Raw genomic sequence first — 25,827 nt, 5'->3', positions numbered from 1 at the left:
TGTCATGAGTGTAGTGGCTTGGCTTTTAAGCGCATAGGCCCGAGCGACGCGATTAGACGGGCGACGTACTGTTCACGCGGCGCGTAGCGGAGTAGATGCACATTGCCACTATTTGTCGGGCGCGACTATAACCCCTTGGCGGGCGACAGAATATAGGCGCCAGAGAGCGGACGGGGAAAATCCGAGAATCCTCCTCAAACCGGGCGAAGTCATTGATTTAAATAAATTTATATTCGGGGGTTGACGACCCTCCAATCCATCCATAGAATGCGCGCCACTTACAGCGTAAAGCACTCAGCCAAACGCGATAAGCAGTGAATGTTGTACGTGTGTCCCCTTCGTCTAGTGGCCTAGGACACCGCCCTTTCACGGCGGTAACAGGGGTTCGAGTCCCCTAGGGGACGCCAATGCGGGAATAGCTCAGTTGGTAGAGCACGACCTTGCCAAGGTCGGGGTCGCGAGTTCGAGTCTCGTTTCCCGCTCCAATTTAAACAGCGTTGCTTTCGGGCAGGGCTGAGTGAAACCAGAGCCGACATCTTCGGATGCGGATTTGGGCACTGGGATACACACCATGTGTTCCAGTTAGCGTGTCCCCTTCGTCTAGTGGCCTAGGACACCGCCCTTTCACGGCGGTAACAGGGGTTCGAGTCCCCTAGGGGACGCCATTTGCGGGAATAGCTCAGTTGGTAGAGCACGACCTTGCCAAGGTCGGGGTCGCGAGTTCGAGTCTCGTTTCCCGCTCCAAATTCAAAAAAACGCCGCTCATTGAGCGGCGTTTTTTTATGCGCGTGAAAAAAGTCTTTTTCAGCCCTCAAGGCTAAGTACCACGCGCGCACTGCCAGACCTGGCTCGATAAAAGATCAAAAAAAGACCCGCAGAGTTTTTAAGCCATGCGGGTCTTGGTCGTGCTGTTTGCAATCAGTGCTTGCTGTCCTGATCCGACATGGCCAGCAATTGTTTTTCCTGGTTCCAGTCGAACGGCTCGTCGTTTTGCTCGGCTTCGAAACGACGTTCCTCGAGGGCCTGGTACAGGGCGATCTCTTCGTCGGGCATGTAGTGCAGGCAATCGCCGCCGAAATACCACAGCAGGTCTCGGGGCACCAGGTGGGCGATCTGTGGATAACGCACGATCACCTGGCACAGCAGGTCCTGGCCCAGGTACTGGCTTTCGATCGGGTCGACTGGCAGTTGCGCGCGCAATTCGTCAAAGCGCTCCAGGAACAGCGCATGGCTTTCTTCGGGAACCTGTTCGGCCTCACCCACGGCGACCAGGATGCTGCGCAAGTGGTCAAGCAAGACGAGGTGATCGGCAACGACGTTGGACACGAGATAAGTCCTCAAGAGCAAAACGGGCGCAGGAGTATAAAGCTCCTGCGCCCGCTTTTACATGCTATCGATCAGATCGCTGCCAGCATCACCGCACCTTGGCCTCGGCGAGGGTCAGTTCCTCCTTGTCGAAATCATCCACATCAATGACCTTGCGGCGTGCCGCTTCGGCTGCGCGCAGGGTCTGCGCCTCACCGGCTTGCAGGACACCCGCCTCCAGGGCCGCATCGATGATAGGTTCGCCGGGCGCCGGGTTGAGTTGACCCTGCTTGAACGCTCCATGGAGCTTTTTGTGAAGCGGCTGGGCGGCGGCCAGCAGGTCGGCGGCATGTTGCAGCGCACCCACCGGGTCCTCTTCCGACTGCGGGCGATAACAGCCTTGGAGCAGCTCTTCCAGAGTCGGATCGCCCTTGGCGCGGCCGATAACGGCGGCCACCTCGGCGTCCAGCCTGTCGCTCGGTCCCTTGTGACGGCGGCCGAAAGGAAACACCACCACTCGCAAGAGGCCGCCCAGCAGCCGGTTCGGGAAGTTGACCAGCAGTTCGTCCAGTGCCCGCTCCGATTGTCCCAGGCTTTCCTCCATGGCCCAGCGAAACAGCGGCGCCATATGGTCTGGCGAGTCAAGGTCGTGATAGCGCTTGAGCGCCGCCGAGGCCAGGTAAAGGTTGCTCAATACATCCCCCAGGCGGGCCGACAGGCGTTCGCGACGTTTGAGTTCGCCACCCAGCAGCATCATGCTCAGGTCCGCCAGCAAGGCGAACGCCGCCGCCTGCCGGTTGAGGGCACGGAAATACCCTTGGCTCAGGGCATTGCCCGGCACGTTGTCGAAGTGCCCCAGGCCGAGGTTCAGGACCAGGGTGCTGGCGGCGTTGCCGATGGCAAAACCGATGTGCTTGAGCAGCAACTCGTCGAATTCGACCAATGCCTGGTCTTTGTCTTCTCGAGTTGCCAGGGCCATTTCCTTCAATACGAACGGATGGCAGCGAATCGCCCCCTGGCCGAAGATCATCAGGTTGCGCGAGAGGATATTCGCGCCTTCGACCGTGATGAAAATCGGCGCACCTTGCCAGCTGCGGCCCAGGTAATTGTTCGGCCCCATGATGATGCCCTTGCCGCCGTGCACGTCCATGGCGTGGCTGATGCACTCGCGGCCGCGCTCGGTCAGGTGGTACTTGAGGATGGCAGACAGTACCGAAGGCTTTTCGCCGAGGTCCACCGCGTTGGCGGTCAGCATGCGTGCGGCGTCCATCAACCAGGCATTGCCGCCGATACGTGCCATGGCTTCCTGGATGCCCTCGAAGGCGGACAACGGCACGTTGAATTGTTCCCTTACCTGGGCGTACTGGCCGGTGACCAGGCTGGTGAACTTCGCCGCGCCGGTCCCTACCGCTGGCAGGGAAATCGAGCGCCCGACCGACAGACAATTCATCAGCATCATCCAGCCCTTGCCGAGCATGGCCTGGCCGCCGATGAGGAAGTCCAGCGGGATGAACACGTCCTTGCCCCAGTTCGGTCCGTTCATGAAGGCGGCGCCAAGAGGCAGGTGACGGCGACCGATATTGACCCCGGGCGTATCCGTGGGGATCAGCGCCAGGCTGATCCCCAGGTCTTCTTCGTCACCTAGCAGATGGTCGGGATCATAGGCTTTGAAGGCCAGGCCGAGGAGGGTGGCGACGGGGCCGAGGGTGATGTAGCGTTTTTCCCAGTTCAAGCGCAGGCCGATGGTTTCCTGGCCTTGCCATTCGCCTTTGCAAATGATCCCGGTGTCGGGCATCGCCCCCGCATCGGAGCCAGCCAGCGGCCCGGTCAGGGCGAAGCAGGGAATATCGTCACCCCGGGCCAGTCGCGGCAGATAATGGTTGCGTTGTTCATCGGTGCCGTAGTGCAGCAGCAGTTCCGCCGGGCCGAGGGAGTTGGGGACCATCACGGTGGACGCCAGGTCGCCACTGCGGGTGGCAAGTTTCATCGCCACCTGGGAGTGGGCATAGGCGGAAAATCCCTTGCCGCCGTATTCCTTCGGAATGATCAGGGCGAAGAAACCATGTTCCTTGATATGGGCCCAGGCTTCGGGCGGCAGGTCCATGGCCTGGCCGATCTGCCAGTCGCTGACCATCGCGCAGAGTTCTTCGGTCGGACCGTCGAGAAATGCCTGCTCTTCGTCAGTCAGTTTCACTTTTGGGTAGGCCAGCAGCATGTCCCAGTCCGGCCGACCGCTGAATAATTCCCCGTCCCACCACACCGTGCCGGCATCAATGGCATCGCGCTCGGTCTCGGACATCGGTGGCAAGGTTTTCTGGAACCAGTCGAACATCGGCGCGCTGAAATATCTACGGCGCAGGTCAGGTAGCAACAGCGGGGCTGCAACGGCGGCGAGTACCAGCCATAGGACAAGCAGCAGCCACCCGGACGCATGGCTGAAGATCCCCATCGCCAACAGGTAGACCGCAACGATGCCCAGCGCTGGCAGTGGGGCGGTGCGGCGGTGTGCCAGCCAGGCTATCCCGACGACCAGAACCAGTATCCACAACAACAGCATAAATAATCCTCCGTGAACCAGGGCAAGACCGACCCTCAGAGCTTAGACGTCCTCTGTAAAACCGGCGGTCGGCGCGATGTGATTGATTTCGTGGGAAACCTTGGATGCATAACGCCAGTCTGGTTGGCAACACCGGTAGGAAATCGTTCGTTGGTCAGGTGAGAAAACGCCATTGTTTGGCTGAAACGCCGTTATTGCTCGGCGACGTGCAGGGTGATTTGAGTCGCGGTTGATCCGGCGTATGCTGCTGCGGCATTTATCCATTGAGGAAGCCGTGATGCTGAAGATCTGGGGTCGGAAGAATTCGTCGAACGTGCGCAAGGCGCTGTGGTGTGCCGAAGAGCTGGGGCTGGCCTACGAGGCCATCGACGCGGGCGGCGCGTTTGGCGTGGTGGATACGCCCGAGTACCGCGCGAAAAATCCCAACGGCCGGGTTCCGATGATAGAAGACGACGGCTTCGTGCTCTGGGAATCCAATACCATCGTGCGTTACCTGGCGGCTCGCCATGCCTCAGGCTCGGCCTGGTATCCCGATGACATACAGGCCCGCGCCAGCGCTGAAAAATGGATGGACTGGACCACGTCCAGCTTTGCCGCTCCGTTTCGCACGGTGTTCTGGGGCGTGCTGCGCACCCCGGCCGAGCAACAGGACTGGCCGGCCATCAATGCGGCAATCAAGGAGTGCGACCAGTTGCTGGCAATGGTGGAGCAAGCCCTGGGCGAACAGCCTTACCTCTGCGGTGACGAAATCGGCATGGGCGACATTCCCTTGGGCAGTTTCATTTATGCCTGGTTCGAGATGCCCATCGAGCGCGCCGCATTGCCTCGGCTGGAGGCCTGGTACGCGCGGCTCCAGCAGCGTCCGGCTTATCGCAAGGCCGTCATGACCGCGTTGACTTAATACTTACTATCGACACACTTCACTGTACTTGTGCGGCGACGCCACGCACCATTGCCTTCATGCGCCGTGGTTGTATTGCTCGCCGCCGGCCCTTATCTATTCTTCTTCCTCCCCTTCTTGGTGCGTAATCCGATATGAGTTCCGCTCTGTCCATACGGCAGCTAACCAAAACCTACGGCAACGGTTTCCAGGCCCTGAGTGGTATCGATCTGGATGTCGCCGAAGGTGATTTTTTTGCCTTGCTGGGCCCCAACGGTGCCGGCAAATCCACCACCATCGGCATTCTTTCCACGCTGGTGAACAAATCCGGCGGGACGGTGAACGTCTTCGGCCATGACCTGGACCGCGAGCCCGCCGCGCTCAAGCGCTGCATCGGCGTGGTGCCCCAGGAATTCAACTTCAACCAGTTCGAAAAGACCTTCGACATCGTCGTGACCCAGGCCGGCTACTACGGCATCCCGCCGAAGATCGCCAACGAGCGCGCCGAGCAGTATCTGACCCAGCTTGGCTTGTGGGACAAGCGCGATGTGCCGTCCCGTTCGTTGTCCGGCGGCATGAAGCGACGCCTGATGATTGCCCGCGCGCTGGTGCATGAACCGCGCCTGCTGATCCTCGACGAACCCACCGCCGGCGTGGACATCGAGCTGCGTCGTTCGATGTGGACCTTCCTCACCGAGCTGAACCAGAAAGGCATCACCATCATCCTCACCACGCACTACCTGGAAGAGGCCGAGCAGCTGTGCCGCAACATCGGCATCATCGACCACGGCACCATCGTCGAGAACACCAGCATGCGGCAGTTGCTGAGTCAGCTGCATGTAGAAACCTTCCTGCTGGATCTCAAGCATGACCTGAGCGCCGCGCCGCAGCTGGTGGGTTATCCGGCTCGCCTGCTCGACGGCCATACCCTGGAAGTCCAGGTCGACAAGTCCGCTGGTATCACCGGGCTGTTCACCCAGCTGGCCGTGCAAAACATCGAAGTGCTGAGCCTGCGCAACAAGACCAATCGCCTTGAGGAGTTGTTCGTGTCCCTGGTGGAAAAAAACCTGGCGAAGGTGGCGGTATGAGTATGAGTTCGGAACTGCGCCCCAACCTCATCGCCCTCAATACCATTGTTTATCGTGAAGTCCGACGCTTCATGCGGATCTGGCCGCAGACCCTGCTGCCCCCGGCGATCACCATGGTCCTGTACTTCGTGATTTTCGGTAACCTGATCGGCCGGCAGATCGGCGACATGGGCGGTTTCACGTACATGGACTACATTGTGCCGGGGCTGATCATGATGTCGGTGATCACCAACTCCTACGGCAACGTGGTATCGAGTTTCTTCGGCAGCAAGTTCCAGCGCTCCATCGAAGAGCTGATGGTTTCACCGGTTTCACCCCATACGATCCTGATCGGCTTCACCCTGGGTGGCGTGCTGCGCGGGCTGGCGGTCGGCCTGATCGTGACGCTGCTGTCGCTGTTCTTCACTAATCTGCAGGTGCATCACCTGGGGGTGACGATCCTGGTGGTGGTCCTGACGGCGACGATCTTTTCGCTGCTGGGCTTCATCAACGCGGTGTTCGCGCGAAACTTCGATGACATCTCCATCATCCCGACGTTCGTGCTCACGCCGCTGACGTATCTGGGCGGGGTGTTCTACTCGATTTCCCTGCTGCCACCGTTCTGGCAGACCGTATCGCTGGCCAACCCGGTGCTGCATATGGTCAATGCTTTCCGCTACGGGATCCTTGGCGTTTCGGACATTCGCATCAGTATTGCAATTACCTTCATGCTAGTGGCGACCGTGATGCTTTATGTGAGCTGTGCACGGTTGCTGGTGAGTGGGCGAGGGATGCGTACCTGACACTGTCCGTGTCTGAAGTGTCGTACCTGTGGGAGCGAGCCTGCTCGCGAAGGCTAAACATCATCCGATGCAGATGTCGGATGTGATGGTCTCTTCGCGAGCAGGCTCGCTCCCACAAGGACTTCGGATTACCCCCGAATGTCGTGTCTGGGGGTGAAACGCGGTCAGTCCAGCTTTTCTCTCATCCGGCTGCGCTTGCGCCGCCGCCACTGCCTGGCAACCCACCATCGCCAATACGCCATGGTGACGAAATAAGCCAAGACTCCAAGCACCAACCCAGTGACCACCGACCCCAGCAAAAACGGCTGCCACAACGTTGACAGCTGGTTGGTGATCCACTCCCAGGTCAATTCGTCCGGCAGCGTCCGGGCTGGAACGTCCATCAGCCAGGCGCCGGTCTGATAGGTGCAGAAGAATACCGCGGGCATGGTGATGGGGTTGGTCAGCCAGACCAGGCTTACCGCGATCGGGATGTTGCCGCGAACCGTGACGGCCAGCGCGGCGGCCAGGAGCATTTGCAGCGGTATCGGCAGAAAAGCGGCGAACAGGCCAACGGCCATCGCCCGCGCCACCGAATGACGATTGAGGTGCCAGAGGTTGGGATCGTGCAGCAGGGTGCCGAGAAAGCGTAAGGATTTATGTTCCCGAATGCTCGCGGGGTCAGGCATGTAACGTTTGAATAATCGCCGGGGCATAAGGCTTCTCGGTCGGGTCAAAGCTGTAAGGCCGCAAGTATGTCCGGATTCTACAACCGGGAGATTCAGACTTTGTGACAATTGTTAACGCCCACGGTGCCCCGCACCGGCTAAGCCTGGAGAGGGACTCTCAAGGATGGGCTTATGCGCACGGCAATGGTCGCGCTTGCACTGGGGCTGCTGGCTCCGGTTTTTCTACCGGTACTGCCGTCGCCATGGCTGATCGCAGCCATGGCGACGCTGGCGTTGATGGTACTGCCGTTTCGCCTGTACCCGGCGGGTTGCTTCCTCTTCGGGCTGGTCTGGGCGAGCCTCGCCGCACACCATGCACTGGACGGACGGTTGCCCTCCGCACTGGACGGCGAGACGCGCTGGGTCGAAGGGCGGGTCGTCGGTTTGCCGCAACACGGCGATGGAACGGTGCGTTTCGAATTGGCCGACATCCAGTCAAGGCGCACGCGCTTGCCAACGTCGATGCGCCTGGCCTGGTATGGTGGGCCGCCGGTCAGCAGCGGTGAGAAATGGCGCCTGGCGGTGAAGCTCAAGCGACCCGCGGGGCTGCTCAATCCCCATGGCTTCGACTATGAGGCGTGGCTGTTGAGCCGCGGCATTGGCGCGACCGGCAGCGTCAAGCAAGGGCGACGCCTGCAACCGGCCCAGGGCGCCTGGCGCGACGGGGTGCGCCAGGCATTGGCGAAAGTCGATGCCCAAGGGCGTTCCGGGGCGCTGATGGCATTGGTCCTTGGCGATGGCTCCGGGTTGAGTCGCGAAGATTGGCAGGTGCTGCAAGACACCGGCACGATCCATCTGCTGGTCATTTCCGGGCAGCACATCGGCCTGTTCGCCGGCCTCGTATACCTGCTGGTCGCCGGCGCGGCGCGTCATGGTGTCTGGCCGGCGTGGTTGCCATGGCTGCCCTGGGCGTGCGTGCTGGCGTTCACCGCGGCGCTGGGTTACGGCCTGCTCGCCGGTTTCGAAGTGCCGGTGCGGCGGGCCTGTGTGATGATCGGACTGGTGCTGCTGTGGCGCTTGCGCTTTCGCCAGGCCGATCCTTGGAAAGCCTGGCTGTTGGCGCTCCTGGCAGTGCTGCTGCTCAATCCGCTGGCGAGCCTGCGGCCGGGGTTCTGGTTGTCGTTCGCCGCGGTGGCCGTTCTGATGTTTACCTTCGGCGGTCGCCTGGGCCCCTGGCGCTGGTGGCAGACCTGGACCCGCGCCCAGTGGCTGATTGCTCTCGGGCTGTGCCCGCTCCTCTTGATCCTCGGGCTGCCGGTCAGCCTCAGCGGTCCGTTGGTCAATCTGCTGGCGGTGCCCTGGGTCAGTCTGCTGGTGTTGCCTTCGGCCTTGCTTGGCACCGCGTTGCTACCGATACCGTTCATAGGCGAGAGCCTTCTCTGGATTGCCGGCGGCTTGCTCGATCTGCTGTTCAAGGCGCTCGCGCTGGCAGCCGGGCAGATGCCAGCCTGGGTGCCTCCCGCGGTGCCGCTGTGGGCCTGGTGCGTGGCGGCGCTCGGCACTGCGCTGCTGTTGCTGCCCAAGGGCGTACCGCTGCGGATCCTCGGCTGGCCGATGCTGATGCTGATGGTTTTTCCTCCACGGGAAGAAGTACCCCACGGGCAAGCCGAAATCTGGCAACTGGACGTCGGCCAGGGGCTGGCGATCCTCGTGCGTACCCAGCGGCACGTCTTGCTTTATGACGCGGGGCCGCGTTTTGGCGACGCCGATGCGGGCGAGCGCGTGGTGGTGCCGACCTTGCACAGGCTCGGTGTGCGTACCTTGGACATGCTGCTGCTCAGTCACGCCGATGCCGATCACGCCGGCGGTGCACAAGCCGTACGCAACGGATTGCCGACCCGTCGGGTGGTCAGCGGCGATCCCGAGGCGCTGCCCGTCGATCTGCAGGCAGGTGCGTGCGATAGCGGCGAAAGCTGGGAATGGGACGGGGTGAGGTTCGAACTGTGGCGCTGGGCATCGGCTGTCGAGAGCAACCAGAAATCCTGTGTCTTGCTGGTCGAGGCCGGTGGCGAGCGGTTGCTGCTGACCGGCGATATCGATACCCATGCCGAACGGGCCTTGCTTGACAGTCCCTTGGCGATGCCGACCCAGTGGCTGGCAGCGCCGCACCATGGCAGCCGCAGCTCATCGTCGATGGCGCTGCTGGCTCGCCTCGAGCCCCATTCGGTATTGATTTCCCGGGGGCGCAACAATGCGTTCGGCCATCCCCATCCGTGGGTGATGGAGCGTTATCGACGCTTGGGCATGGCGATCTACGACAGTGCCGAACAAGGTGCCATTCGTCTGCAACTCGGCGCCTTTATACCTGCGCTTGGCCAGGCGGGCATTCGCCGTTACTGGCGTGATCCGCCGCCCGCCGGGCCAGCGTCGGAGCATTGATCTGGCGCAGCGTTCTTGCCGGGTTGTCGGCAGGGCGGGCCTGCACAGCGAGTCTGTATGATAAAGTGGCGCACTTTTTCGAGGGGGCTGTCACTGTGTGGGAATTGGTCAAATCCGGCGGCTGGATGATGTTGCCGATCATTCTGAGTTCCATCGCGGCACTGGGTATCGTTGCCGAACGCCTGTGGACCCTGCGGGCCAGCCGCGTGACCCCGGAGCATCTGCTCGGGCAGGTCTGGGTCTGGATCAAGGACAAGCAGCTGAACAAGGACAAGCTCAAGGAACTGCGAGCCAGCTCGCCGCTGGGGGAGATCCTCGCGGCAGGCCTGGCGAATTCCAAGCATGGTCGCGAGATCATGAAGGAGTGCATCGAGGAGGCCGCCGCGCGCGTCATCCATGACCTGGAACGCTACATCAATGCCCTTGGGACCATCGCGGCCATGTCGCCATTGCTGGGCCTGTTGGGCACGGTCCTGGGCATGATCGACATTTTCAGCGCGTTCACCGGTTCCGGCATGACGACCAATGCCGCCGTGCTGGCGGGCGGTATTTCCAAGGCACTGATCACTACCGCCGCGGGCCTGATGGTGGGCATCCCGGCCGTGTTCTTCCATCGCTTCCTGCAGCGCCGCGTCGACGAGCTGGTGGTGGGCATGGAGCAGGAAGCCATCAAGCTGGTCGAGGTGGTGCAGGGCGACCGTGACGTGGACCTGGCCGGGGGCAAGAAGTGAAATTCCGCCGCAAACCACGGGAAAATATCGAGATCAACCTGGCGTCGCTGATCGACGTGGTGTTCATCCTGCTGCTGTTTTTCGTCGTGACCACCACCTTCACCCGGGAAACCCAGTTGAAGGTTGAGCTGCCGCAAGCGGTGAGTGGCTCGCCGGCCGAGGACCAGCAGTTGAAAAACCTGGAAGTCACCATCAGCGCCGAGGGCGCGTTCTCGGTGAACAACCAGTTGTTGCCCAAGAGCGACCTGGCGAGCCTGATCGAGGCCCTGCAAAGGGAGTCGGGCGGTGATACCAACCTGCCGCTAGCTATCAGCGCCGACGGCAAGACGCCTCATCAATCGGTCATCACCGCCATGGACGCGGCTGGCAAGCTCGGCTTCAGCCACCTGCGCATGACCACGATCGAGGCGGCGCCGGCACCTTGATGGCCATGTCCGATCGATTGCTTGCCGCGTGGTACAAGGGGCATCCCGCCCTGGTGCTGCTGCGCCCGCTTGAATGGCTGTACCGACGCGTAGTGATCGGCAAGCGCGAGCGCTTCCTGGCGGGCGAGGGCGAGATCTACCAGCCGCCGGTGCCGCTGATTGTGGTGGGTAACATTACCGTCGGCGGCACCGGCAAGACGCCGTTGATCCTCTGGATGATCGAGCATTGCCAGCGCAGTGGCCTGCGGGTCGGCGTGGTCAGCCGGGGTTACGGCGCCAGGCCGCCGCAATTGCCATGGCGAGTCGAGGCCGAGCAGGGCGCCGACATCGCGGGCGACGAACCGCTGCTCATCGTCCAGCGCAGCGGCGTGCCGTTGATGATCGATCCTGATCGCAGTCGCGCAGTCCGGGCACTGGTGGACGCCGAGCCACTGGACCTGATCCTGTCCGACGACGGTATGCAGCATTACCGCCTGGCCCGTGACCTCGAACTGGTATTGATCGACAGTGCCCGTGGCCTGGGCAATCGCCGTTGCCTGCCGGCCGGCCCGTTGCGCGAGCCGGTGGAGCGCCTGCGCTCGGTCGACGCCGTGCTGTTCAACGGCGCCAGCGCTGATCGCGAGGACGGCTTCGCGTTCGAGTTGCGGCCCACCGCGCTGATCAACCTGGCCAGCGGCGAGCGGCGCCCCCTCGACCATTTTCCTCCCGGCCAGGCCCTGCATGCCGTGGCCGGCATCGGCAACCCCCAGCGTTTCTTCAATACCCTTGAAACGCTACACTGGCGGCCTGTACCGCACGGGTTTGCCGATCATGCCGAATACAGTGCCCAGGCCTTCGATTTCGAACCGTCATTGCCAGTGGTCATGACGGAAAAGGACGCGGTCAAATGCCGTGCCTTCGCCGCGCCCGACTGGTGGTACCTCGCGGTTGACGCAGCGCCTTCGCCAGCCTTCGCGGCCTGGTTCGATACGCAGCTGATGCGCCTGTTGCCGGATCGGCTCTTGCCTTAAACGTTATACCCAGGGGAATTTCATGGACACCAAACTGCTCGATATCCTGGCTTGCCCGGTCTGCAAAGGCCCGCTCAAGCTCAGTGCCGACAAGACCGAGCTGATCAGCAAGGGCGCCGGCCTGGCCTATCCGATTCGCGACGGCATCCCGGTGATGCTCGAAAGCGAAGCCCGTACCCTGACCACTGACGAGCGCCTGGATAAATGAGTACAGCTTTTACCGTTGTCATTCCGTCGCGCTTTGCCTCCACGCGCTTGCCCGGTAAACCGTTGCTGCTGATCGCCGGCAAGCCGATGATCCAGCATGTCTGGGAGCAGGCTTGCAAGAGCAGCGCCCAGCGTGTGGTGGTGGCAACGGACGATGCGCGCATCGTAGAGGCCTGCCAGGGCTTTGGCGCCGAAGTGGTGATGACTCGCGAGGATCACAACTCCGGTACTGACCGCCTGGCGGAAGTGGCTGGGAAACTCGGTCTGGCGCCCGACGCAATCGTCGTCAACGTGCAGGGCGACGAGCCGCTGATCCCGCCGAGCGTGATTGATCAGGTCGCGGCGAACCTGGCGGCGCACCCAGAGGCGCGCATGGCCACCCTGGCCGAGCCGATCGAGGACGTGCAGACGCTGTTCAATCCCAACGTGGTCAAAGTGGTCAGCGACCTCGACGGCCTGGCGCTGACGTTCAGTCGTGCCACTTTGCCTTGGGCCCGAGAGGCATTCGCTCAGGACCGCGACGTGTTGCCCGAAGGCGTGCCGTACCGTCGCCATATCGGTATCTATGCCTACCGCGCCGGTTTCCTTCAGGACTTCGTCGCTTGGGGCCCGTGCTGGCTGGAAAACACCGAAGCCCTCGAGCAACTTCGGGCGTTGTGGCATGGCGTGCGGATCCATGTCGCCGATGCGCTGATCGCGCCGCCGACCGGTGTAGACACTCCCGAAGACCTCGAGCGCGTTCGTCGCCTGCTGGAGGCTTGATGCGGGTTCTGTTCGTCTGCCTTGGCAACATTTGTCGCTCGCCCACCGCCGAAGGCATTTTGCGCCATAAGCTGCGCGAGGCCGGGCTGGAGGGGCAAGTGGAAGTCGCCTCTGCCGGTACCGGTGACTGGCACGTCGGCAAGGCCCCGGATAAACGCAGCATGGCCGCGGCCCTGCGACGTGGCTACGATCTGTCGGCCCAGCGGGCCCGGCAAGTCACCCGCGCCGATTTCGCCGCCTATGACCTGATCCTGGCGATGGACAGCAACAACCTGCGCAACCTCAAGGCACTGCAACCGGCCAGTGGCAAGGCCGAGCTCGATCTGTTCCTGCGTCGCTACGAGGCTGAGCTCGATGATGTCCCAGATCCGTACTACGACGGCGAACAGGGTTTCGAGCAGGTGCTCGACCTGATCGAACAGGCCACGGATCGCCTGCTCATCGAAGTGAAGGGGCGGTTATGACCTTGCATGTCCAGGCCGGCGTCAGCCTCAAGCCATTCAACAGCTTTGGCGTGGACGTCGCCGCACGGTTGTTCGCCGAGGCCCACAGCGATGCCGATGTCCGCGAGGCGCTGGCCTATGCCGCCGGGCATGATCTGCCGTTGCTGGTGATCGGCGGCGGCAGCAACCTGCTGTTGACCGATGACATCGACGCGCTGGTGTTGCGCATGGCCAGTCGGGGGATCCGCCTGCTCAGCGACGACGGCGAACGCGTGGTGATCGAGGCCGAGGCCGGGGAGCCCTGGCATCCTTTTGTCCAGCACACGCTGGCGCAAGGTTGGTCGGGGCTGGAGAACCTCAGCCTGATTCCCGGTACGGTAGGGGCGGCACCGATGCAGAATATCGGTGCCTATGGCGTGGAGATAAAGGATGTCTTTGCCGGCCTTACCGCGCTGGATCGCCATACCGGCGAGTTGCGCGACTTCACCCTTGAAGAGTGCGCCTTCGCCTACCGCGACAGCCTGTTCAAGCAGCAGGCGGGGCGCTGGCTGATCCTGCGGGTACGTTTTGCCCTCAGTCGCGTCGCGCATCTGCACCTGGAATACGGCCCGGTCCGCCAGCGCCTGACCGAGCAAGGCATCGATCAGGCAACGCCTTCGGATGTCAGCCGGGCGATTTGCAGCATCCGCAGCGAAAAACTTCCGGACCCCGCCGTACTCGGCAACGCCGGCAGCTTCTTCAAGAACCCGTTGGTGCACGCCACCCACGTGGCCCATCTCAAGCTGCAATACCCCGACCTGGTGGCTTATCCACAGCCTGGGGGGCAGATGAAAATCGCTGCCGGCTGGCTGATCGAACGGGCCGGCTGGAAGGGCTTTCGCGAGGGCGACGCTGGCGTGCACAAGTTGCAGGCACTGGTGCTGGTCAATTATGGCAACGCCACGGGCCTGCAATTGCTGGACCTGGCTCAACGGATCCAGAAGGACATTGTCGAACGTTTCCAGGTCGATCTGGAGATGGAGCCGAATCGATACTGACCTGCGCTTGGCACCCGCGTGAAGAAAAACGCCCTGCATAACCTGCACACGCTCATTCGTGCAGGATTGTGCAGGGCGTTTTGCTTGTTCCTGGGTTAATTTAATTGGCTGACGATGCGAGCATACGCATCCCCAAGGCCCGGTGCAGACGCTGTTGACGTGTGCACAAGAGAGCCGGATCAGCCTGAGCCAGTCTGCGACACCGAACCGATCACCCAACGGCAGATTGCTCGACCCCCATAACTCGAAACGAATGCGGGCGTGCCCATGATTACCCTGAAACTCAATGGAACAGATCATCAACTGGATGTCACCGAGGACATGCCGCTGCTGTGGGCAATCCGCGATGTGGCCGGTTACAACGGCACCAAGTTCGGCTGCGGCATGGGCCTGTGCGGCGCGTGCACGATCCACATCGATGGCGCCCCGGCGCGCAGTTGCATCACGCCGATCGGCTCGGTGAAAGGCCAGAACGTCAGCACGATTGATGCGCTGCACGTCGACCCGGTCGGCCAGGTTGTACAGAAGGCCTGGCTGGACACCGCCGTGGCCCAGTGTGGTTTTTGCCAGGGCGGGCAGATCATGTCCGCCACGGCATTGCTCAAGACCAATCCCAACCCGACGGATGAACAGATCGAGGAGGCCATGGTCGGCAACCTCTGCCGTTGCGGCACCTACAACCGGATCAAGACCGCGATCCGTCAGGCCTCTACTCACCTGAAGGAGGCCAAGGCATGAGCCGCTTGCCGAATGATTTTGTGCTGAGCAACCTCAGTCGTCGGGGTTTCCTCAAGGGCGCCAGCGCCACGGGCGTGCTGGTGCTGGCCGCCAGCTGGGGGCTGCCGGAGGCCTTTGCCGAAGAGAAGAAGTTTGGCGCCGAGGGCATGCCCCATGGTGCAGTCGACGACCCCAAGGTCTACGTGAGCATTGCCGCCGACGGCAGCGTCACGGTGATCTGCAACCGTTCGGAAATGGGCCAGGGGGTGCGCACCAGCCTGAGCATGGTGGTGGCCGACGAACTCGACGCCGACTGGGCGCTCGTCAAGGTCAGGCAGGCGCCGGCTGATGAGGCGCGCTTCGGCAACCAGGACACCGACGGCTCGCGCAGCATGCGTCACTGGTACGAGCCGATGCGCCGCTGCGGTGCCGCCGCCCGGACCATGCTTGAATTGGCCGCCGCTGCCCAGTGGAAAGTGCCGGTGGGCGAATGCCGTGCGCAACTGCATAAAGTGGTGCATCAGCCTTCAGGGCGCGAACTGGGTTATGGCGAGTTGGCCGCCGCCGCCGCGGCCTTGCCGGTTCCGGCCCGCGACAGCCTGCGCCTCAAGCAGCCGTCGGAGTTTCGTTACATTGGCAAGGAAGCGAGCCGTGCCATCGACGGTGCGGACATCGTCAACGGCCGAGCGGTGTTCGGTGCCGACGTGCATTTCGACGGCATGCTCTACGCCGTCGTGGCCCGCCCACGGGTCTATGGTGGCAAGGTCAGGAGCGTGGACAGCAGCGCGGCGTTGAAGGTGCCGGGCGTGATCAAGGTGGTGCAGATCGAAGGACGCCCTTTGCCCTCCGAATTCCAGCCGCTGGGCGGCGTGGCGGTGGTAGCGAAAAACACCTGGGCGGCGATCAAGGGCCGCGAAGCGTTGAAAATCGAATGGGACGATGGCCCGAACGCCGGCTATGACTCCATCGCCTACCGCAAGGAACTGCAAGCGGCTGCGCTGAAGCCGGGCAAAGTCCTGCACAGTACCGGCGACCTTGACGACGCATTGGCCAAGGCCGATTCAACGTTGGAGGCTGCCTACTACCTGCCGCACCTGTCCCAGTCACCGATGGAGCCGATGGTCGCGGCCGCCCGCTTCAAGGACGGTCAATGCGAAGCCTGGGCACCGAGCCAGGCACCCCAGGTCACCCGCGAGCGCGTCGCCGAACGCCTGGGCATCCCTTTCGACAAAGTCACGATAAACATCACATTGCTGGGCGGCGGTTTCGGACGCAAGTCCAAACCCGATTTCGTCGTCGAGGCGGCGGTGCTCGCCAAGGAATTCCCCGGCCAGGCGGTTCGGGTGCAATGGACCCGCGAGGACGACATTCATCACTCGTATTTCCATACCGTATCGGCCGAATACCTGAAGGCCGGCCTGAACAAGGACGGGCTGCCCTCCGGTTGGCTGCATCGCACCGTGGCCCCGACCATCACCGCGCTGTTCGCGCCGGGCATGACCCACGAAGCGCCGTTCGAAGTGGGCATGGGCGTGACCAACATGGCCTATGCCATTCCCAACCTGCGCCTGGAGAACCCCGAGGCGGTGGCCCATACCCGGGTTGGCTGGTACCGCTCGGTGTCGAACATTCCCCATGGTTTTGCGATCCAGAGCTTCATCGACGAACTGGCCCACAAGGCCGGCCAGGACCCGCTCAAGTACCATCTGAAGTTGCTGGGCCCGGACCGCAAGATCAACCCCAACAGCCAGAATGACAGCTGGAACTACGGTGAATCGCCCGAGCGTTATCCCATCGATACGGCGCGGATCCGCACCGTGCTGGAGACTGCGGCGAAGGCCGCTGGCTGGGGCCGTGAATTGCCCAAGGGCCGGGGCTTGGGGCTGGCGGTGCACTACAGCTTCGTCACCTATGTGGCCGCGGCAATTGAAGTCGAGGTCAAGGATGACGGCACGATAATCGTGCACAAGGCGGACATTGCCGTGGACTGTGGGCCGCAGATCAATCCCGAGCGTATCCGCTCGCAGTTCGAAGGCGCCTGCGTGATGGGCCTGGGCAACGCGATGGTTGGGGAGATCAGCTTCAAGGACGGCAAGGTCCAGCAGGACAATTTCCACATGTATGAAGTGGCGCGCATGTCCCTGGCACCCAAGGAAGTAGCCGTGCACCTGGTCACTCCGCCGGGCGAAGTGCCGCTGGGGGGCGTTGGTGAACCGGGCGTGCCGCCGATCGCGCCGGCATTGTGCAACGCAATCTTCGCCGCCACCGGCAAGCGCATCCGTGATCTGCCTGTGCGTTACCAGTTGCAAGGCTGGCAGCAGGCCAAAGCCTGATGGACAGCGTTGATCTGAACGTGCTGCGCAGCGTGCTGGAATGGCGTCGCGCCGGGCAGCGGGTGGTGCTGTTCACCGTGGTCCAGACTTGGGGCACCGCGCCGAGACCTCCGGGGGCCATGCTGGCCCTGCGCGAAGACGGCGTAGTGATCGGTTCGGTATCGGGCGGTTGTGTCGAGGATGACCTGATCGCCCGGCTGCACGACGGCCGGATTCCGGCGGATGGCCCGCCCGTGCAGCTCATCACCTACGGTGTCACCCGCGAGGAAGCGGCGCGTTTCGGCTTGCCGTGCGGCGGCACCTTGCGCCTGACGGAGGAACGAGTCGGCGATCCAGGCTGGATCGCCGAGTTGCTGGCGCGGTGCGAGGCCCACGAAATTGTTGCCCGGGAATTGACCATCGCGACCGGCGCTGTGGTGCTGACACCGGCGAGCAAAAGCGATGCCTTGGTGTTCGATGGCGAAACGCTGCGGGCGATTTATGGCCCGCGCTGGCGGCTGTTGCTGATCGGCGCCGGACAGCTGTCGCGTTACGTGGCGGAAATGGCCCGGTTGCTGGATTTCGAGGTGTTGATCTGTGACCCGCGCAAGGAATTCGTCTACGGTTGGGAAGAGCAGCATGGCCGCTTTGTTCCGGGCATGCCCGACGAGGCGGTGCTGAGCATCGAGACCGATGAGCGCACCGCGATCGTTGCCCTGACCCATGACCCGCGCCTGGACGACATGGCCTTGCTCACCGCCCTGGATTCCAAGGCTTTTTATGTGGGCGCCCTCGGCTCACGGGTCAACAGTCAGAAGCGCCGGGACAACCTCGCTCAGCTAGGCTTGTCAGCACAAGCCATCGAGCGGCTGCACGGGCCCATCGGCTTGCACATCGGCAGCCACACCCCGGCGGAAATCGCCTTGTCGCTGCTGGCGGAAATCGTCGCGATCAAAAATGGCGTCGAATTGCGCCAAAAGAAACCGCTGTAGTCCAGGAGGGAAGGGTATGTCTGAGTCCATTGGCGTGATCATCCTCGCGGCGGGCTCGGGCCGCCGTTTCCGGCAGGCCGCCGGGGCCGACAAGGACAAGCTGCTGGCGGATTGCATAGGCCGTGACGGCGCGGTGCGCTCGGTGATCGAGCACGTGCTGGTCAATCTGCCGGCCTCGCTGGACAAGCGCGTGCTGGTCACCCGCAATGACCGTCCGCAAGCCATTCGCATGGCCCAGGCCTACGGATGCGATTTCGTCGAGCTGGATTCGCCTGGCCTGGGCGACAGCATTGCCGCCGGTGTCCGGGCCTGTCCGGAGGTGGCTGGGTGGATGATCGTGCTGGGCGACATGCCGTTTGTCCTGCCGTCGAGCATCGAAAAGGTGGCGGCAGGGATTCGCGAGGATGGCATCAGCGTGCCGGTTCTTGCCGGGGAGTATGGGCATCCGGTGGGATTTGGTCGTGGGTTTGGCCCCCAGTTGATGGCGTTGTCCGGTGACCGTGGTGCGAAGGTGTTATTCGCCGGGGCGCAAGTCGTCGAGGTGCCGGTGGACGATCCTGGTGTGACCTGGGACATTGATGTGCCGGAGGCATTGATCTTCGGATAGATTTCTTGATGGATTGTAAATTTATGGTGGTTGCAATTCCCCTGTGGGAGCGAGCTTGCTCGCGAAAGCGGTCTGATATTCAACAGTGATGCAAGCTGATCCACCGCCTTCGCGAGCAAGCTCGCTCCCACATGGGTTCTTCAGCGGATATAAATCTCGTGCCAGGCTCTCATAGGGACCTGCAAATCGAAGGCATAAAAAAGCCCCGCCTGGCATCACCAGGCGGGGCTTTTTACTGGGCGGTGGAATCAGGCGTGAGGTTTAGGCTCGTGCTCTTTTTCCAAGGCTTCAGTGTGACGCGGAGCGACTTCTTCTTCAGCACCGTGCTGAGGTTCGTCGATCACCGGGGCCGATTCAGTCGGGGCTTCAGCTACCGGGGCAGGGGCTGCCTCGGCGACTTCTTCCACGACCGGAGCCGGTTCGGCGGCAGGCGCTTGAGTGGCAGCTGCGGCGGCCAGTTCAGCTTCTTTCTGCAGACGCTCGGCTTCACGCTTGCGACGACGCACTTCGCGTGGATCGTTCGGGGCGCGGCCGTTAGGGGTCAGGGCACTGCCCGGTGCAGGCGCTTCAACCGGGGCTGGGGCTTCGGCAACCACTGCTTCGGCAACCACAGGCGCTTCGACCATTGGCGCAGGCTCGACCACTTGCGGTTCGACGGTTACTACCGGCTCAGGTTCAGCAACCGGCGCTGGTGCGGCTGGCTCTGCGTTCCAGTTGAAAGCGGTCTGCTCTTCGCGTACTGGCTCTGGTGCGGTTTCCTCGGTAGGCATTTCAGCGGCAGAAACTTCAACGGCAGGTTCGGCGGCTACCACCGGCTGCTCGACGACCGGGGCAGGCTCGGCGGCGGCTTCGGCTTGCGGCTCGGCTTCACGAACCGGTGCGAGTTCCACTTCTGGCGAAGCAGTGATTTCTACCGGAGTGGTCGCTTCGACAACTGGCGCTTCGACCGCTGCCTCTTCCACCGCAGCGGTGGCCCGTTCGGCCTGCTCGTGTGCCTGGGCCTCGGCTGGGGCGCTGATCGCGCTGCTGGCAACTGCCGCGGTGACGGCCAGGCCGGCGGCCAGGTCGGCAGCGCTAGGCGCTTCGGCGTTCTCGCCGGCTTCGGACTCTTCCGAGCCTTCGATCACGTTGCCGTTGGCATCGCGTTGACGCTCGCGACGGTTGCTGCGACGACGCTGGCCGCGGGAGCGACGACGTGGACGATCGCCCTCGGCGCTGTCCTGACCGTCTTCCTGCAACTGCTCCTCGGTGTTCAGTACTTCCTCTTCGCTGGCTTCGGCGGCTGCCTGCTCGGCGCGCGGCTGACGCTCTTCACGCGGCGGACGCGGTGCACGCTCTTCGCGAGGCTGGCGAGCCGGGCGTTCTGCTGCCGGAGTCGCAGGCGTCGCTGCAACAGCCGGTGCGGCGTCCAGAGGCTCGCGCAATTCGCGAACACGTTCTTCACGCTCGCCACGCGGCTTGCGATCTTCACGTGGTGCGCGTGGCTGGCGCTCTTCGCGAGGCGGACGCGGTGCGCGTTCTTCGCGGGCTACCGCTGGAACTTCCTCACGGGCTTCGCGTGGTTGACGCTCTTCACGCGGCTCACGGGGTGCGCGCTCTTCACGCGGAGCACGTTCTTCGCGCGGCTTGCGCTCTTCGTCACGACGACCGTTGCGGTTGCGGGTCTGCTGGCGACCGTTGCGGCGTTCTTCGTTGCGGGCCGGACGCTCGGTAGCGGCAGGCTTGGCGACAACGGCCGGGGCGGCAGGCTCTTCCTTGGTGGCGAACAGGCTGACCAGGGACTTCACCAAGCCTTTGAACAGGCTAGGTTCCGGGGCTGCGGCCGGGGCGGCAACCGGTGCGGCGGCTTCGGTCGGGACCGGAGCGTTGGCACGGGCCGGCGCGGTCTTGACCGCCGCTTCCTGACGAACCAGGGTGCGGGTGGCGGCAGCTGGCTGGACGTCTTCGACTTCGGCGGCGGCCGCGGCGATTTCGTAGCTGGACTGGTTGGTGTGAGCCTCGGGGCTGTCATCACGCAGGCGCTGCACTTCGAAGTGCGGCGTCTCGAGGTGGTCGTTCGGCAGGATCACGATGCGGGCGCGGGTGCGCAGTTCGATCTTGGTGATCGAGTTGCGTTTTTCGTTGAGCAGGAACGCGGCCACCGGGATCGGCACCTGGGCACGAACTTCAGCGGTGCGGTCCTTCAGGGCTTCTTCTTCGATCAGGCGCAGGATCGCCAGGGACAACGACTCGACGTCACGGATGATGCCGGTGCCGTTGCAGCGCGGGCAAACGATGCCGCTGCTTTCGCCCAGGGATGGACGCAGGCGCTGACGGGACATTTCCAGCAGGCCGAAGCGCGAGATACGACCGACCTGTACGCGGGCGCGGTCGGCTTCCAGGCATTCACGGACTTTTTCTTCCACGGCGCGCTGGTTCTTGGCCGGGGTCATGTCGATGAAGTCGATGACGATCAGGCCGCCGATGTCGCGCAGGCGCAACTGGCGGGCGATTTCTTCGGCGGCTTCAAGGTTGGTCTGCAGGGCGGTTTCTTCGATGTCGCTGCCTTTGGTGGCGCGCGCCGAGTTGATGTCGATGGACACCAGGGCTTCGGTCGGGTCGATGACGATGGAGCCGCCCGACGGCAGTTCGACGACGCGCTGGAAGGCGGTCTCGATCTGGCTTTCGATCTGGAAACGATTGAACAGCGGAACGCTGTCTTCGTAGAGCTTGATCTTGCTGGCGTACTGCGGCATCACCTGGCGAATGAAGGTCAGGGCTTCGTCCTGGGCTTCGACGCTGTCGATCAGCACTTCGCCGATGTCCTGGCGCAGGTAGTCGCGGATGGCGCGGATGATCACGTTGCTTTCCTGGTAGATCAGGAAAGGTGCGGAACGATCCAGCGAGGCTTCCTTGATCGCGGTCCAGAGTTGCAGCAGGTAGTCGAGGTCCCACTGCATTTCTTCGCTGCTGCGGCCCAGGCCGGCAGTGCGCACGATCAGGCCCATGTCGGCGGGTGCGACCAGGCCGTTCAGGGCTTCGCGCAGTTCGTTGCGCTCTTCGCCTTCGATGCGGCGGGAGATACCGCCGGCACGTGGGTTGTTCGGCATCAGGACCAGGTAGCGGCCGGCGAGGCTGATGAAGGTGGTCAGGGCGGCGCCCTTGTTGCCACGTTCTTCTTTTTCGACCTGGACGATGACTTCCTGGCCTTCGCTCAGGACGTCCTTGATGTTGACGCGGCCTTCGGGGGCCTTCTTGAAGTATTCGCGGGAGATTTCTTTGAGGGGCAGGAAGCCGTGGCGCTCGGAGCCGAAATCGACAAAGGCAGCCTCAAGGCTTGGTTCGATGCGAGTAATCCGGCCTTTATAGATGTTGGCCTTCTTCTGCTCGCGTGCACCGGATTCGATATCCAGGTCGTAGAGGCGCTGGCCGTCTACCAGTGCAACACGCAACTCTTCGGGTTGAGTCGCGTTAATCAGCATTCTTTTCATGTAGTACCGTCGGTTTCCGGGCTGCCGGAAACGGCGTTCGGCACACACGACTTCTCACGGTCGGTGTCAGGTGCGTCCTGGCGATGGCGGGGCCATTCCAGTGTCTAGCGAGTTCGACCCAATGATGGCGAAGTCGCGACGGACGCGTCCTGCTTGCTGGTACTCAAGCACTCAGTCAGGAGGAGGAATCAACCGGCGTCTGTGGACGAGATGAAGCGTCTAAATATAAGCCTAGTGCTACACAGTCCGACGGTTGTACATCTCCACCCTACACGTATCCCTGATAATTCGGGTGCTGCCGCGCGCAGAATCCGCAGCGGGTTGGCATTTACCGTGAGCTCCGGAAGGGGAGGTCACGCATCATGGCTCATTTAGGCGTTGTTTCCGAAGCTCTCGCTCGGGGTCGTCTGCGGGCGACTGCACTTTGTGAACTGGCCGTGAATGTGGCGCGCAAGGCGAGTCAAGACTCTGCTTTGCGGCGTATTTCAGGCCTCATGTCACCTGCGCTCGTTACACCCGCGAACTCTACCGTTACGTAGCAAGAGCCCCGTAGGACGGCCTCTCGTCCTCGTGAATTGCGTTGGTCAGGGCCGGTTTTTGACCGCTGGTCCGCTGTCCAGCCACTTTTGGCGGCGTTCGCGACTATAGCAGCAATGATTAAGTGCTTCAATTCCATAAAAAATTGTTATCATCGCCGCCATGACAACTACTGCCCCTTCGACCCCAGGCGTTCAACTGCTTGAGGTCTCGCCGGAATATGCCGGCCAACGAATTGATAACTTCCTGCTTGCCCGGCTCAAAGGCGTGCCCAAGACCTTGATCTATCGCATTTTGCGCAAAGGCGAAGTGCGGGTGAACAAAGGTCGGATCAAGCCCGAATACAAGCTCCAGGCGGGCGACGTCGTGCGCGTGCCGCCGGTTCGCGTGCCCGAGCGCGATGAGCCGGTGCCACTGGCACAAGGCTTGTTGCAACGCCTGGAAGCCGCCATCGTCTTCGAAGACAAGGCGCTGATCGTGGTCAACAAGCCCGCGGGCATCGCGGTCCACGGCGGCAGCGGCCTGAGTTTCGGCGTGATCGAAGCCTTTCGTCAGCTGCGTCCGGATGCCAAGGAGTTGGAACTGGTCCATCGCCTGGATCGGGACACCTCCGGGCTGCTGATGATCGCCAAGAAGCGCAGCATGTTGCGCCATCTGCACGAACAGTTGCGCGGCGACGGCGTCGACAAGCGCTACATGGCGCTGGTCCGCGGTCGTTGGGAAACATCCGTCAAGCAGGTCCGCGCGCCGCTGCTCAAGAGCAACCTGCGCTCCGGCGAGCGCATGGTGGAAGTCAACGAAGAAGGCAAGGAAGCGCTGACCGTATTCAAGGTGCTGCGCCGTTTCGGTGACTTCGCCACCATGGTCGAGGCCAAGCCGGTAACCGGCCGGACCCACCAGATCCGTGTCCACACCCTGCATGCCGGGCATTGCATCGCCGGTGACAGCAAATATGGCGACGATGATTTCAGCAAGGAAATCCGTGACCTGGGTGGCAAGCGCCTGTTTCTCCATGCTTACATGCTGACCGTGCCGTTGCCGGACGGCGGCGAGCTGAAATTGCAGGCCCCCGTGGATGACATGTGGGCCAAGACCGTGGAGCGGTTGAGTGCATCCTGATTACAAGCTGCTGATATTCGATTGGGACGGCACTCTGGCGAACTCCATCGGTCGGATTGTCGAGTCGATGCACATCGCGTCGGATCGTACGGGTTTTGCTCGGCGGGATGATTTTGCGGTGAAGGGCATCATCGGGCTCGGGCTGCCGGAAGCGATTCGCAGCCTGTACCCGGAAATCGCTGATGATGAGCTGAGCGTTTTTCGCCAGCATTATGCCGATCACTACATCGCGCTGGAGGCCGAGCCTTCACCGCTGTTCGACGGCGTGGCGGACACGCTCCAGACCCTGCGGGACGAGGGCTATCAGCTGGCTGTCGCGACCGGCAAGGCGCGGCGCGGGCTGGATCGGGTGCTGAAGTCCCATGGCTGGGACGATTATTTCGACATCACCCGCGCCGCCGACGAAACCGCCAGCAAGCCGCATCCGCTGATGCTTGAGCAGATCCTGGCGCACTGTAATGTGCGGCCCGAGCAGGCGCTGATGGTCGGGGATTCGTCGTTCGACCTGCAGATGGCGCGTAATGCCGGCATGGGCTCTGTCGCTGTCAGTTATGGCGCGCAGACGATCGAGGCGCTTCGGGCGTTTGAGCCGTGCCTGGCCATTGACCATTTTCCCGAATTGCACGCGTGGCTGAGCCAGCGTGCCGGTTGACGTTTTGATGGGGATGCATGCATGACCGATGAATGGAAAGCACCGGCCAAGGCAGATGCCGTGAGCGGTGATGAAAAAAGCTGGAAGCTGTTGGAAAAGACCCTGTTGGCCGGTGTGCAAGAGCAGCGTCGGTCGCGCCGCTGGGGGATCTTCTTCAAGCTGCTGACCTTTGTTTATCTTTTCGTTGCGCTGCTGCTGTTCACGCCGTTGATGAGTATCGAAAAAGGTGCGGTCAGTGGTTCGGCGTATAGCGCGCTGATCGACATTGAAGGCGTGATCGCCGACAAGGAGCCAGCCAGTGCGGATAACATCGTCGGCAGTCTGCGGGCTGCCTTCGAAGATCCGAAGGTCAAGGGCGTGGTGCTGCGCATCAACAGCCCGGGCGGCAGTCCGGTGCAGTCGGGTTACGTCTACGACGAGATCGTCCGGTTGCGCGCGCTTCACCCGAACACCAAGGTCTATGCAGTCATCGCCGATCTCGGCGCGTCGGGTGCCTATTACATTGCCAGCGCTGCGGACCAGATCTATGCCGACAAGGCCAGCCTGGTCGGCTCCATTGGCGTGACGGCGGCCGGTTATGGCTTTGTCGGGACCATGGAGAAGCTCGGTGTGGAGCGGCGGGTCTATACCTCCGGCGAGCACAAATCGTTCCTTGATCCGTTCCAGCCGCAAAAGCCTGAAGAAACCGCGTTCTGGCAGGGCGTGCTCGACACGACTCACAAGCAATTCATTGCCAGCGTCAAGAAAGGCCGCGGCGAGCGCTTGAAGGACAAGGAGCATCCGGAATTGTTTTTCGGGTTGGTCTGGTCCGGGGAGCAGGCTTTGCCGCTGGGCCTGATCGACGGCCTGGGCAGCGCCAGTTCGGTGGCTCGGGATGTGATCGGTCAGAAGGACCTGGTGGACTTCACCATCGAAGAATCGCCGTTTGACCGCTTCTCGAAGAAGCTGGGCGCAAGCATCGCCGAGCATCTGGCGATGTGGATGGGCTTCCAGGGCCCGGCGTTGCGCTGATTCAAGCGTGACGCCTTTGCCCTTGTGGCGAGGGAGCTTGCTCCCGCTGGGCTGCGCAGCGGCCCCAGATTTTTGCGGTCGCTGCGCAACCGAGCGG

General features: G+C 62.5%; 22 protein-coding genes and 4 tRNA genes. 22 read left to right on the top strand and 4 right to left on the bottom strand.

What is annotated here, in order from left to right:
- Window positions 1–331 precede the first annotated feature (331 nt).
- From J3P89_RS20710 to J3P89_RS20695, 4 genes are all read left to right on the top strand, one after another.
- A tRNA-Glu gene (locus J3P89_RS20710) sits at window positions 332–407 on the top strand.
- Window positions 408–409: 2 nt separating this feature from the next.
- Window positions 410–485 (top strand) — tRNA-Gly (locus J3P89_RS20705).
- Between the two features lie 104 nt (window positions 486–589).
- A tRNA-Glu gene (locus tag J3P89_RS20700) sits at window positions 590–665 on the top strand.
- Between the two features lie 3 nt (window positions 666–668).
- A tRNA-Gly gene (locus J3P89_RS20695) sits at window positions 669–744 on the top strand.
- 174 nt (window positions 745–918) lie between these two features.
- On the opposite strand, the gene J3P89_RS20690 is transcribed toward J3P89_RS20695, so the two are convergent.
- Together J3P89_RS20690 and J3P89_RS20685 are read right to left on the bottom strand one after the other, a co-directional pair.
- Window positions 919–1,326, bottom strand: a complete 408-nt coding sequence (locus tag J3P89_RS20690; protein ID WP_305496075.1) for a PA2817 family protein — start codon at window positions 1,324–1,326, stop codon at window positions 919–921.
- 88 nt (window positions 1,327–1,414) lie between these two features.
- A complete protein-coding gene (locus tag J3P89_RS20685) occupies window positions 1,415–3,862 on the bottom strand; it encodes an acyl-CoA dehydrogenase (protein ID WP_434695516.1) in 2,448 nt (815 codons plus the stop codon).
- Window positions 3,863–4,139: 277 nt separating this feature from the next.
- Between J3P89_RS20685 and J3P89_RS20680 the strand changes: the two genes are divergently transcribed.
- The 3 genes from J3P89_RS20680 to J3P89_RS20670 all read left to right on the top strand — a co-directional run bounded on the left by J3P89_RS20680 (window position 4,140) and on the right by J3P89_RS20670 (window position 6,612).
- Window positions 4,140–4,763, top strand: coding sequence for a glutathione S-transferase family protein (locus tag J3P89_RS20680; RefSeq protein ID WP_434695515.1), 624 nt, complete (start codon window positions 4,140–4,142; stop codon window positions 4,761–4,763).
- Between the two features lie 134 nt (window positions 4,764–4,897).
- Window positions 4,898–5,830 carry an ABC transporter ATP-binding protein gene (locus J3P89_RS20675; protein ID WP_305496072.1) on the top strand — a complete coding sequence of 311 codons (933 nt, stop codon included), beginning with the start codon at window positions 4,898–4,900 and terminating at the stop codon, window positions 5,828–5,830.
- Window positions 5,831–5,832: 2 nt separating this feature from the next.
- Entirely contained in the window at window positions 5,833–6,612 is a 780-nt protein-coding gene (locus J3P89_RS20670; protein WP_434698036.1) for an ABC transporter permease, read from the top strand.
- A 164-nt stretch (window positions 6,613–6,776) separates the two neighbouring features.
- On the opposite strand, the gene J3P89_RS20665 is transcribed toward J3P89_RS20670, so the two are convergent.
- Entirely contained in the window at window positions 6,777–7,307 is a 531-nt protein-coding gene (locus tag J3P89_RS20665; protein WP_434569369.1) for a DUF2062 domain-containing protein, read from the bottom strand.
- Window positions 7,308–7,451: 144 nt separating this feature from the next.
- Here J3P89_RS20665 and J3P89_RS20660 point away from each other — a divergent pair, with 144 nt between their 5' ends.
- From J3P89_RS20660 to J3P89_RS20605, 12 genes are all read left to right on the top strand, one after another.
- Window positions 7,452–9,698, top strand: a complete 2,247-nt coding sequence (locus tag J3P89_RS20660) for a DNA internalization-related competence protein ComEC/Rec2 (protein WP_434695514.1) — start codon at window positions 7,452–7,454, stop codon at window positions 9,696–9,698.
- 95 nt (window positions 9,699–9,793) lie between these two features.
- The gene (locus tag J3P89_RS20655; protein ID WP_305496069.1) at window positions 9,794–10,429 is read left to right on the top strand and encodes a MotA/TolQ/ExbB proton channel family protein; all 636 of its coding nucleotides are present in this window, start codon (window positions 9,794–9,796) and stop codon (window positions 10,427–10,429) included.
- The gene (locus tag J3P89_RS20650; protein ID WP_434569368.1) at window positions 10,426–10,854 is read left to right on the top strand and encodes an ExbD/TolR family protein; all 429 of its coding nucleotides are present in this window, start codon (window positions 10,426–10,428) and stop codon (window positions 10,852–10,854) included. Before J3P89_RS20655 ends, J3P89_RS20650 begins: the two co-directional genes overlap by 4 nt.
- Complete coding sequence (lpxK, locus tag J3P89_RS20645) at window positions 10,854–11,864, top strand: tetraacyldisaccharide 4'-kinase (protein WP_434695513.1); 1,011 nt, start codon at window positions 10,854–10,856, stop codon at window positions 11,862–11,864. The genes J3P89_RS20650 and lpxK overlap by 1 nt, the downstream gene beginning before the upstream one ends.
- A gap of 22 nt (window positions 11,865–11,886) precedes the next feature.
- Complete coding sequence (locus J3P89_RS20640; RefSeq protein WP_003179363.1) at window positions 11,887–12,072, top strand: Trm112 family protein; 186 nt, start codon at window positions 11,887–11,889, stop codon at window positions 12,070–12,072.
- Window positions 12,069–12,833: a 3-deoxy-manno-octulosonate cytidylyltransferase gene (gene kdsB, locus J3P89_RS20635; RefSeq protein WP_434603243.1), complete on the top strand. Its 765-nt coding sequence runs from the start codon at window positions 12,069–12,071 to the stop codon at window positions 12,831–12,833. Before J3P89_RS20640 ends, kdsB begins: the two co-directional genes overlap by 4 nt.
- Window positions 12,833–13,297 carry a low molecular weight protein-tyrosine-phosphatase gene (locus tag J3P89_RS20630; protein ID WP_434695512.1) on the top strand — a complete coding sequence of 155 codons (465 nt, stop codon included), beginning with the start codon at window positions 12,833–12,835 and terminating at the stop codon, window positions 13,295–13,297. The genes kdsB and J3P89_RS20630 overlap by 1 nt, the downstream gene beginning before the upstream one ends.
- Entirely contained in the window at window positions 13,294–14,313 is a 1,020-nt protein-coding gene (murB, locus tag J3P89_RS20625) for a UDP-N-acetylmuramate dehydrogenase (protein ID WP_434695511.1), read from the top strand. The genes J3P89_RS20630 and murB overlap by 4 nt, the downstream gene beginning before the upstream one ends.
- Before the next feature lie 267 nt (window positions 14,314–14,580).
- Window positions 14,581–15,051, top strand: coding sequence for a (2Fe-2S)-binding protein (locus J3P89_RS20620; RefSeq protein ID WP_434574256.1), 471 nt, complete (start codon window positions 14,581–14,583; stop codon window positions 15,049–15,051).
- Entirely contained in the window at window positions 15,048–17,363 is a 2,316-nt protein-coding gene (locus J3P89_RS20615; protein WP_434695510.1) for a molybdopterin cofactor-binding domain-containing protein, read from the top strand. The genes J3P89_RS20620 and J3P89_RS20615 overlap by 4 nt, the downstream gene beginning before the upstream one ends.
- On the top strand, window positions 17,363–18,334 hold the full coding sequence (locus J3P89_RS20610) for an XdhC family protein (RefSeq protein WP_434695509.1): 972 nt from the start codon (window positions 17,363–17,365) through the stop codon (window positions 18,332–18,334). Before J3P89_RS20615 ends, J3P89_RS20610 begins: the two co-directional genes overlap by 1 nt.
- A gap of 16 nt (window positions 18,335–18,350) precedes the next feature.
- Complete coding sequence (locus J3P89_RS20605; protein WP_434695508.1) at window positions 18,351–18,941, top strand: nucleotidyltransferase family protein; 591 nt, start codon at window positions 18,351–18,353, stop codon at window positions 18,939–18,941.
- A gap of 248 nt (window positions 18,942–19,189) precedes the next feature.
- Here J3P89_RS20605 and rne read toward each other — a convergent pair whose 3' ends face one another.
- Window positions 19,190–22,411, bottom strand: coding sequence for a ribonuclease E (gene rne / locus J3P89_RS20600; RefSeq protein WP_434695507.1), 3,222 nt, complete (start codon window positions 22,409–22,411; stop codon window positions 19,190–19,192).
- Window positions 22,412–23,110: 699 nt separating this feature from the next.
- Between rne and rluC the strand changes: the two genes are divergently transcribed.
- Genes rluC through J3P89_RS20585 form a run of 3 tightly spaced genes read left to right on the top strand, consistent with a single transcriptional unit; the run spans window position 23,111 to window position 25,730 of the window.
- Window positions 23,111–24,067, top strand: coding sequence for a 23S rRNA pseudouridine(955/2504/2580) synthase RluC (gene rluC / locus J3P89_RS20595; protein ID WP_434695506.1), 957 nt, complete (start codon window positions 23,111–23,113; stop codon window positions 24,065–24,067).
- Window positions 24,057–24,719, top strand: a complete 663-nt coding sequence (locus tag J3P89_RS20590) for an HAD-IIIA family hydrolase (protein ID WP_434695505.1) — start codon at window positions 24,057–24,059, stop codon at window positions 24,717–24,719. The genes rluC and J3P89_RS20590 overlap by 11 nt, the downstream gene beginning before the upstream one ends.
- Window positions 24,720–24,740: 21 nt before the next feature.
- The gene (locus tag J3P89_RS20585) at window positions 24,741–25,730 is read left to right on the top strand and encodes a S49 family peptidase (protein ID WP_434695504.1); all 990 of its coding nucleotides are present in this window, start codon (window positions 24,741–24,743) and stop codon (window positions 25,728–25,730) included.
- The last annotated feature ends 97 nt before the right edge of the window (window positions 25,731–25,827 follow it).

Origin of the sequence: Pseudomonas sp. Z1-14 (assembly GCF_051132005.1) — a bacterium.
GTDB lineage: Bacteria > Pseudomonadota > Gammaproteobacteria > Pseudomonadales > Pseudomonadaceae > Aquipseudomonas.
This window is presented reverse-complemented; position numbering and strand designations above follow the sequence as displayed.

Coding starts and splice junctions, on each gene's coding strand:
- J3P89_RS20680 (WP_434695515.1), top strand. CDS start 4,140: ATGCTGAAGATCTGGGGTCGGAAGAATTCGTCGAACGTGCGCAAGGCG.
- J3P89_RS20660 (WP_434695514.1), top strand. CDS start 7,452: ATGCGCACGGCAATGGTCGCGCTTGCACTGGGGCTGCTGGCTCCGGTT.
- J3P89_RS20615 (WP_434695510.1), top strand. CDS start 15,048: ATGAGCCGCTTGCCGAATGATTTTGTGCTGAGCAACCTCAGTCGTCGG.
- J3P89_RS20685 (WP_434695516.1), bottom strand. CDS start 3,862: ATGCTGTTGTTGTGGATACTGGTTCTGGTCGTCGGGATAGCCTGGCTG.
- murB (WP_434695511.1), top strand. CDS start 13,294: ATGACCTTGCATGTCCAGGCCGGCGTCAGCCTCAAGCCATTCAACAGC.
- J3P89_RS20670 (WP_434698036.1), top strand. CDS start 5,833: ATGAGTTCGGAACTGCGCCCCAACCTCATCGCCCTCAATACCATTGTT.
- J3P89_RS20630 (WP_434695512.1), top strand. CDS start 12,833: ATGCGGGTTCTGTTCGTCTGCCTTGGCAACATTTGTCGCTCGCCCACC.
- rluC (WP_434695506.1), top strand. CDS start 23,111: ATGACAACTACTGCCCCTTCGACCCCAGGCGTTCAACTGCTTGAGGTC.
- J3P89_RS20665 (WP_434569369.1), bottom strand. CDS start 7,307: ATGCCCCGGCGATTATTCAAACGTTACATGCCTGACCCCGCGAGCATT.
- rne (WP_434695507.1), bottom strand. CDS start 22,411: ATGAAAAGAATGCTGATTAACGCGACTCAACCCGAAGAGTTGCGTGTT.
- J3P89_RS20620 (WP_434574256.1), top strand. CDS start 14,581: ATGATTACCCTGAAACTCAATGGAACAGATCATCAACTGGATGTCACC.
- J3P89_RS20605 (WP_434695508.1), top strand. CDS start 18,351: ATGTCTGAGTCCATTGGCGTGATCATCCTCGCGGCGGGCTCGGGCCGC.
- J3P89_RS20675 (WP_305496072.1), top strand. CDS start 4,898: ATGAGTTCCGCTCTGTCCATACGGCAGCTAACCAAAACCTACGGCAAC.
- J3P89_RS20610 (WP_434695509.1), top strand. CDS start 17,363: ATGGACAGCGTTGATCTGAACGTGCTGCGCAGCGTGCTGGAATGGCGT.
- kdsB (WP_434603243.1), top strand. CDS start 12,069: ATGAGTACAGCTTTTACCGTTGTCATTCCGTCGCGCTTTGCCTCCACG.
- J3P89_RS20640 (WP_003179363.1), top strand. CDS start 11,887: ATGGACACCAAACTGCTCGATATCCTGGCTTGCCCGGTCTGCAAAGGC.
- J3P89_RS20585 (WP_434695504.1), top strand. CDS start 24,741: ATGACCGATGAATGGAAAGCACCGGCCAAGGCAGATGCCGTGAGCGGT.
- lpxK (WP_434695513.1), top strand. CDS start 10,854: ATGGCCATGTCCGATCGATTGCTTGCCGCGTGGTACAAGGGGCATCCC.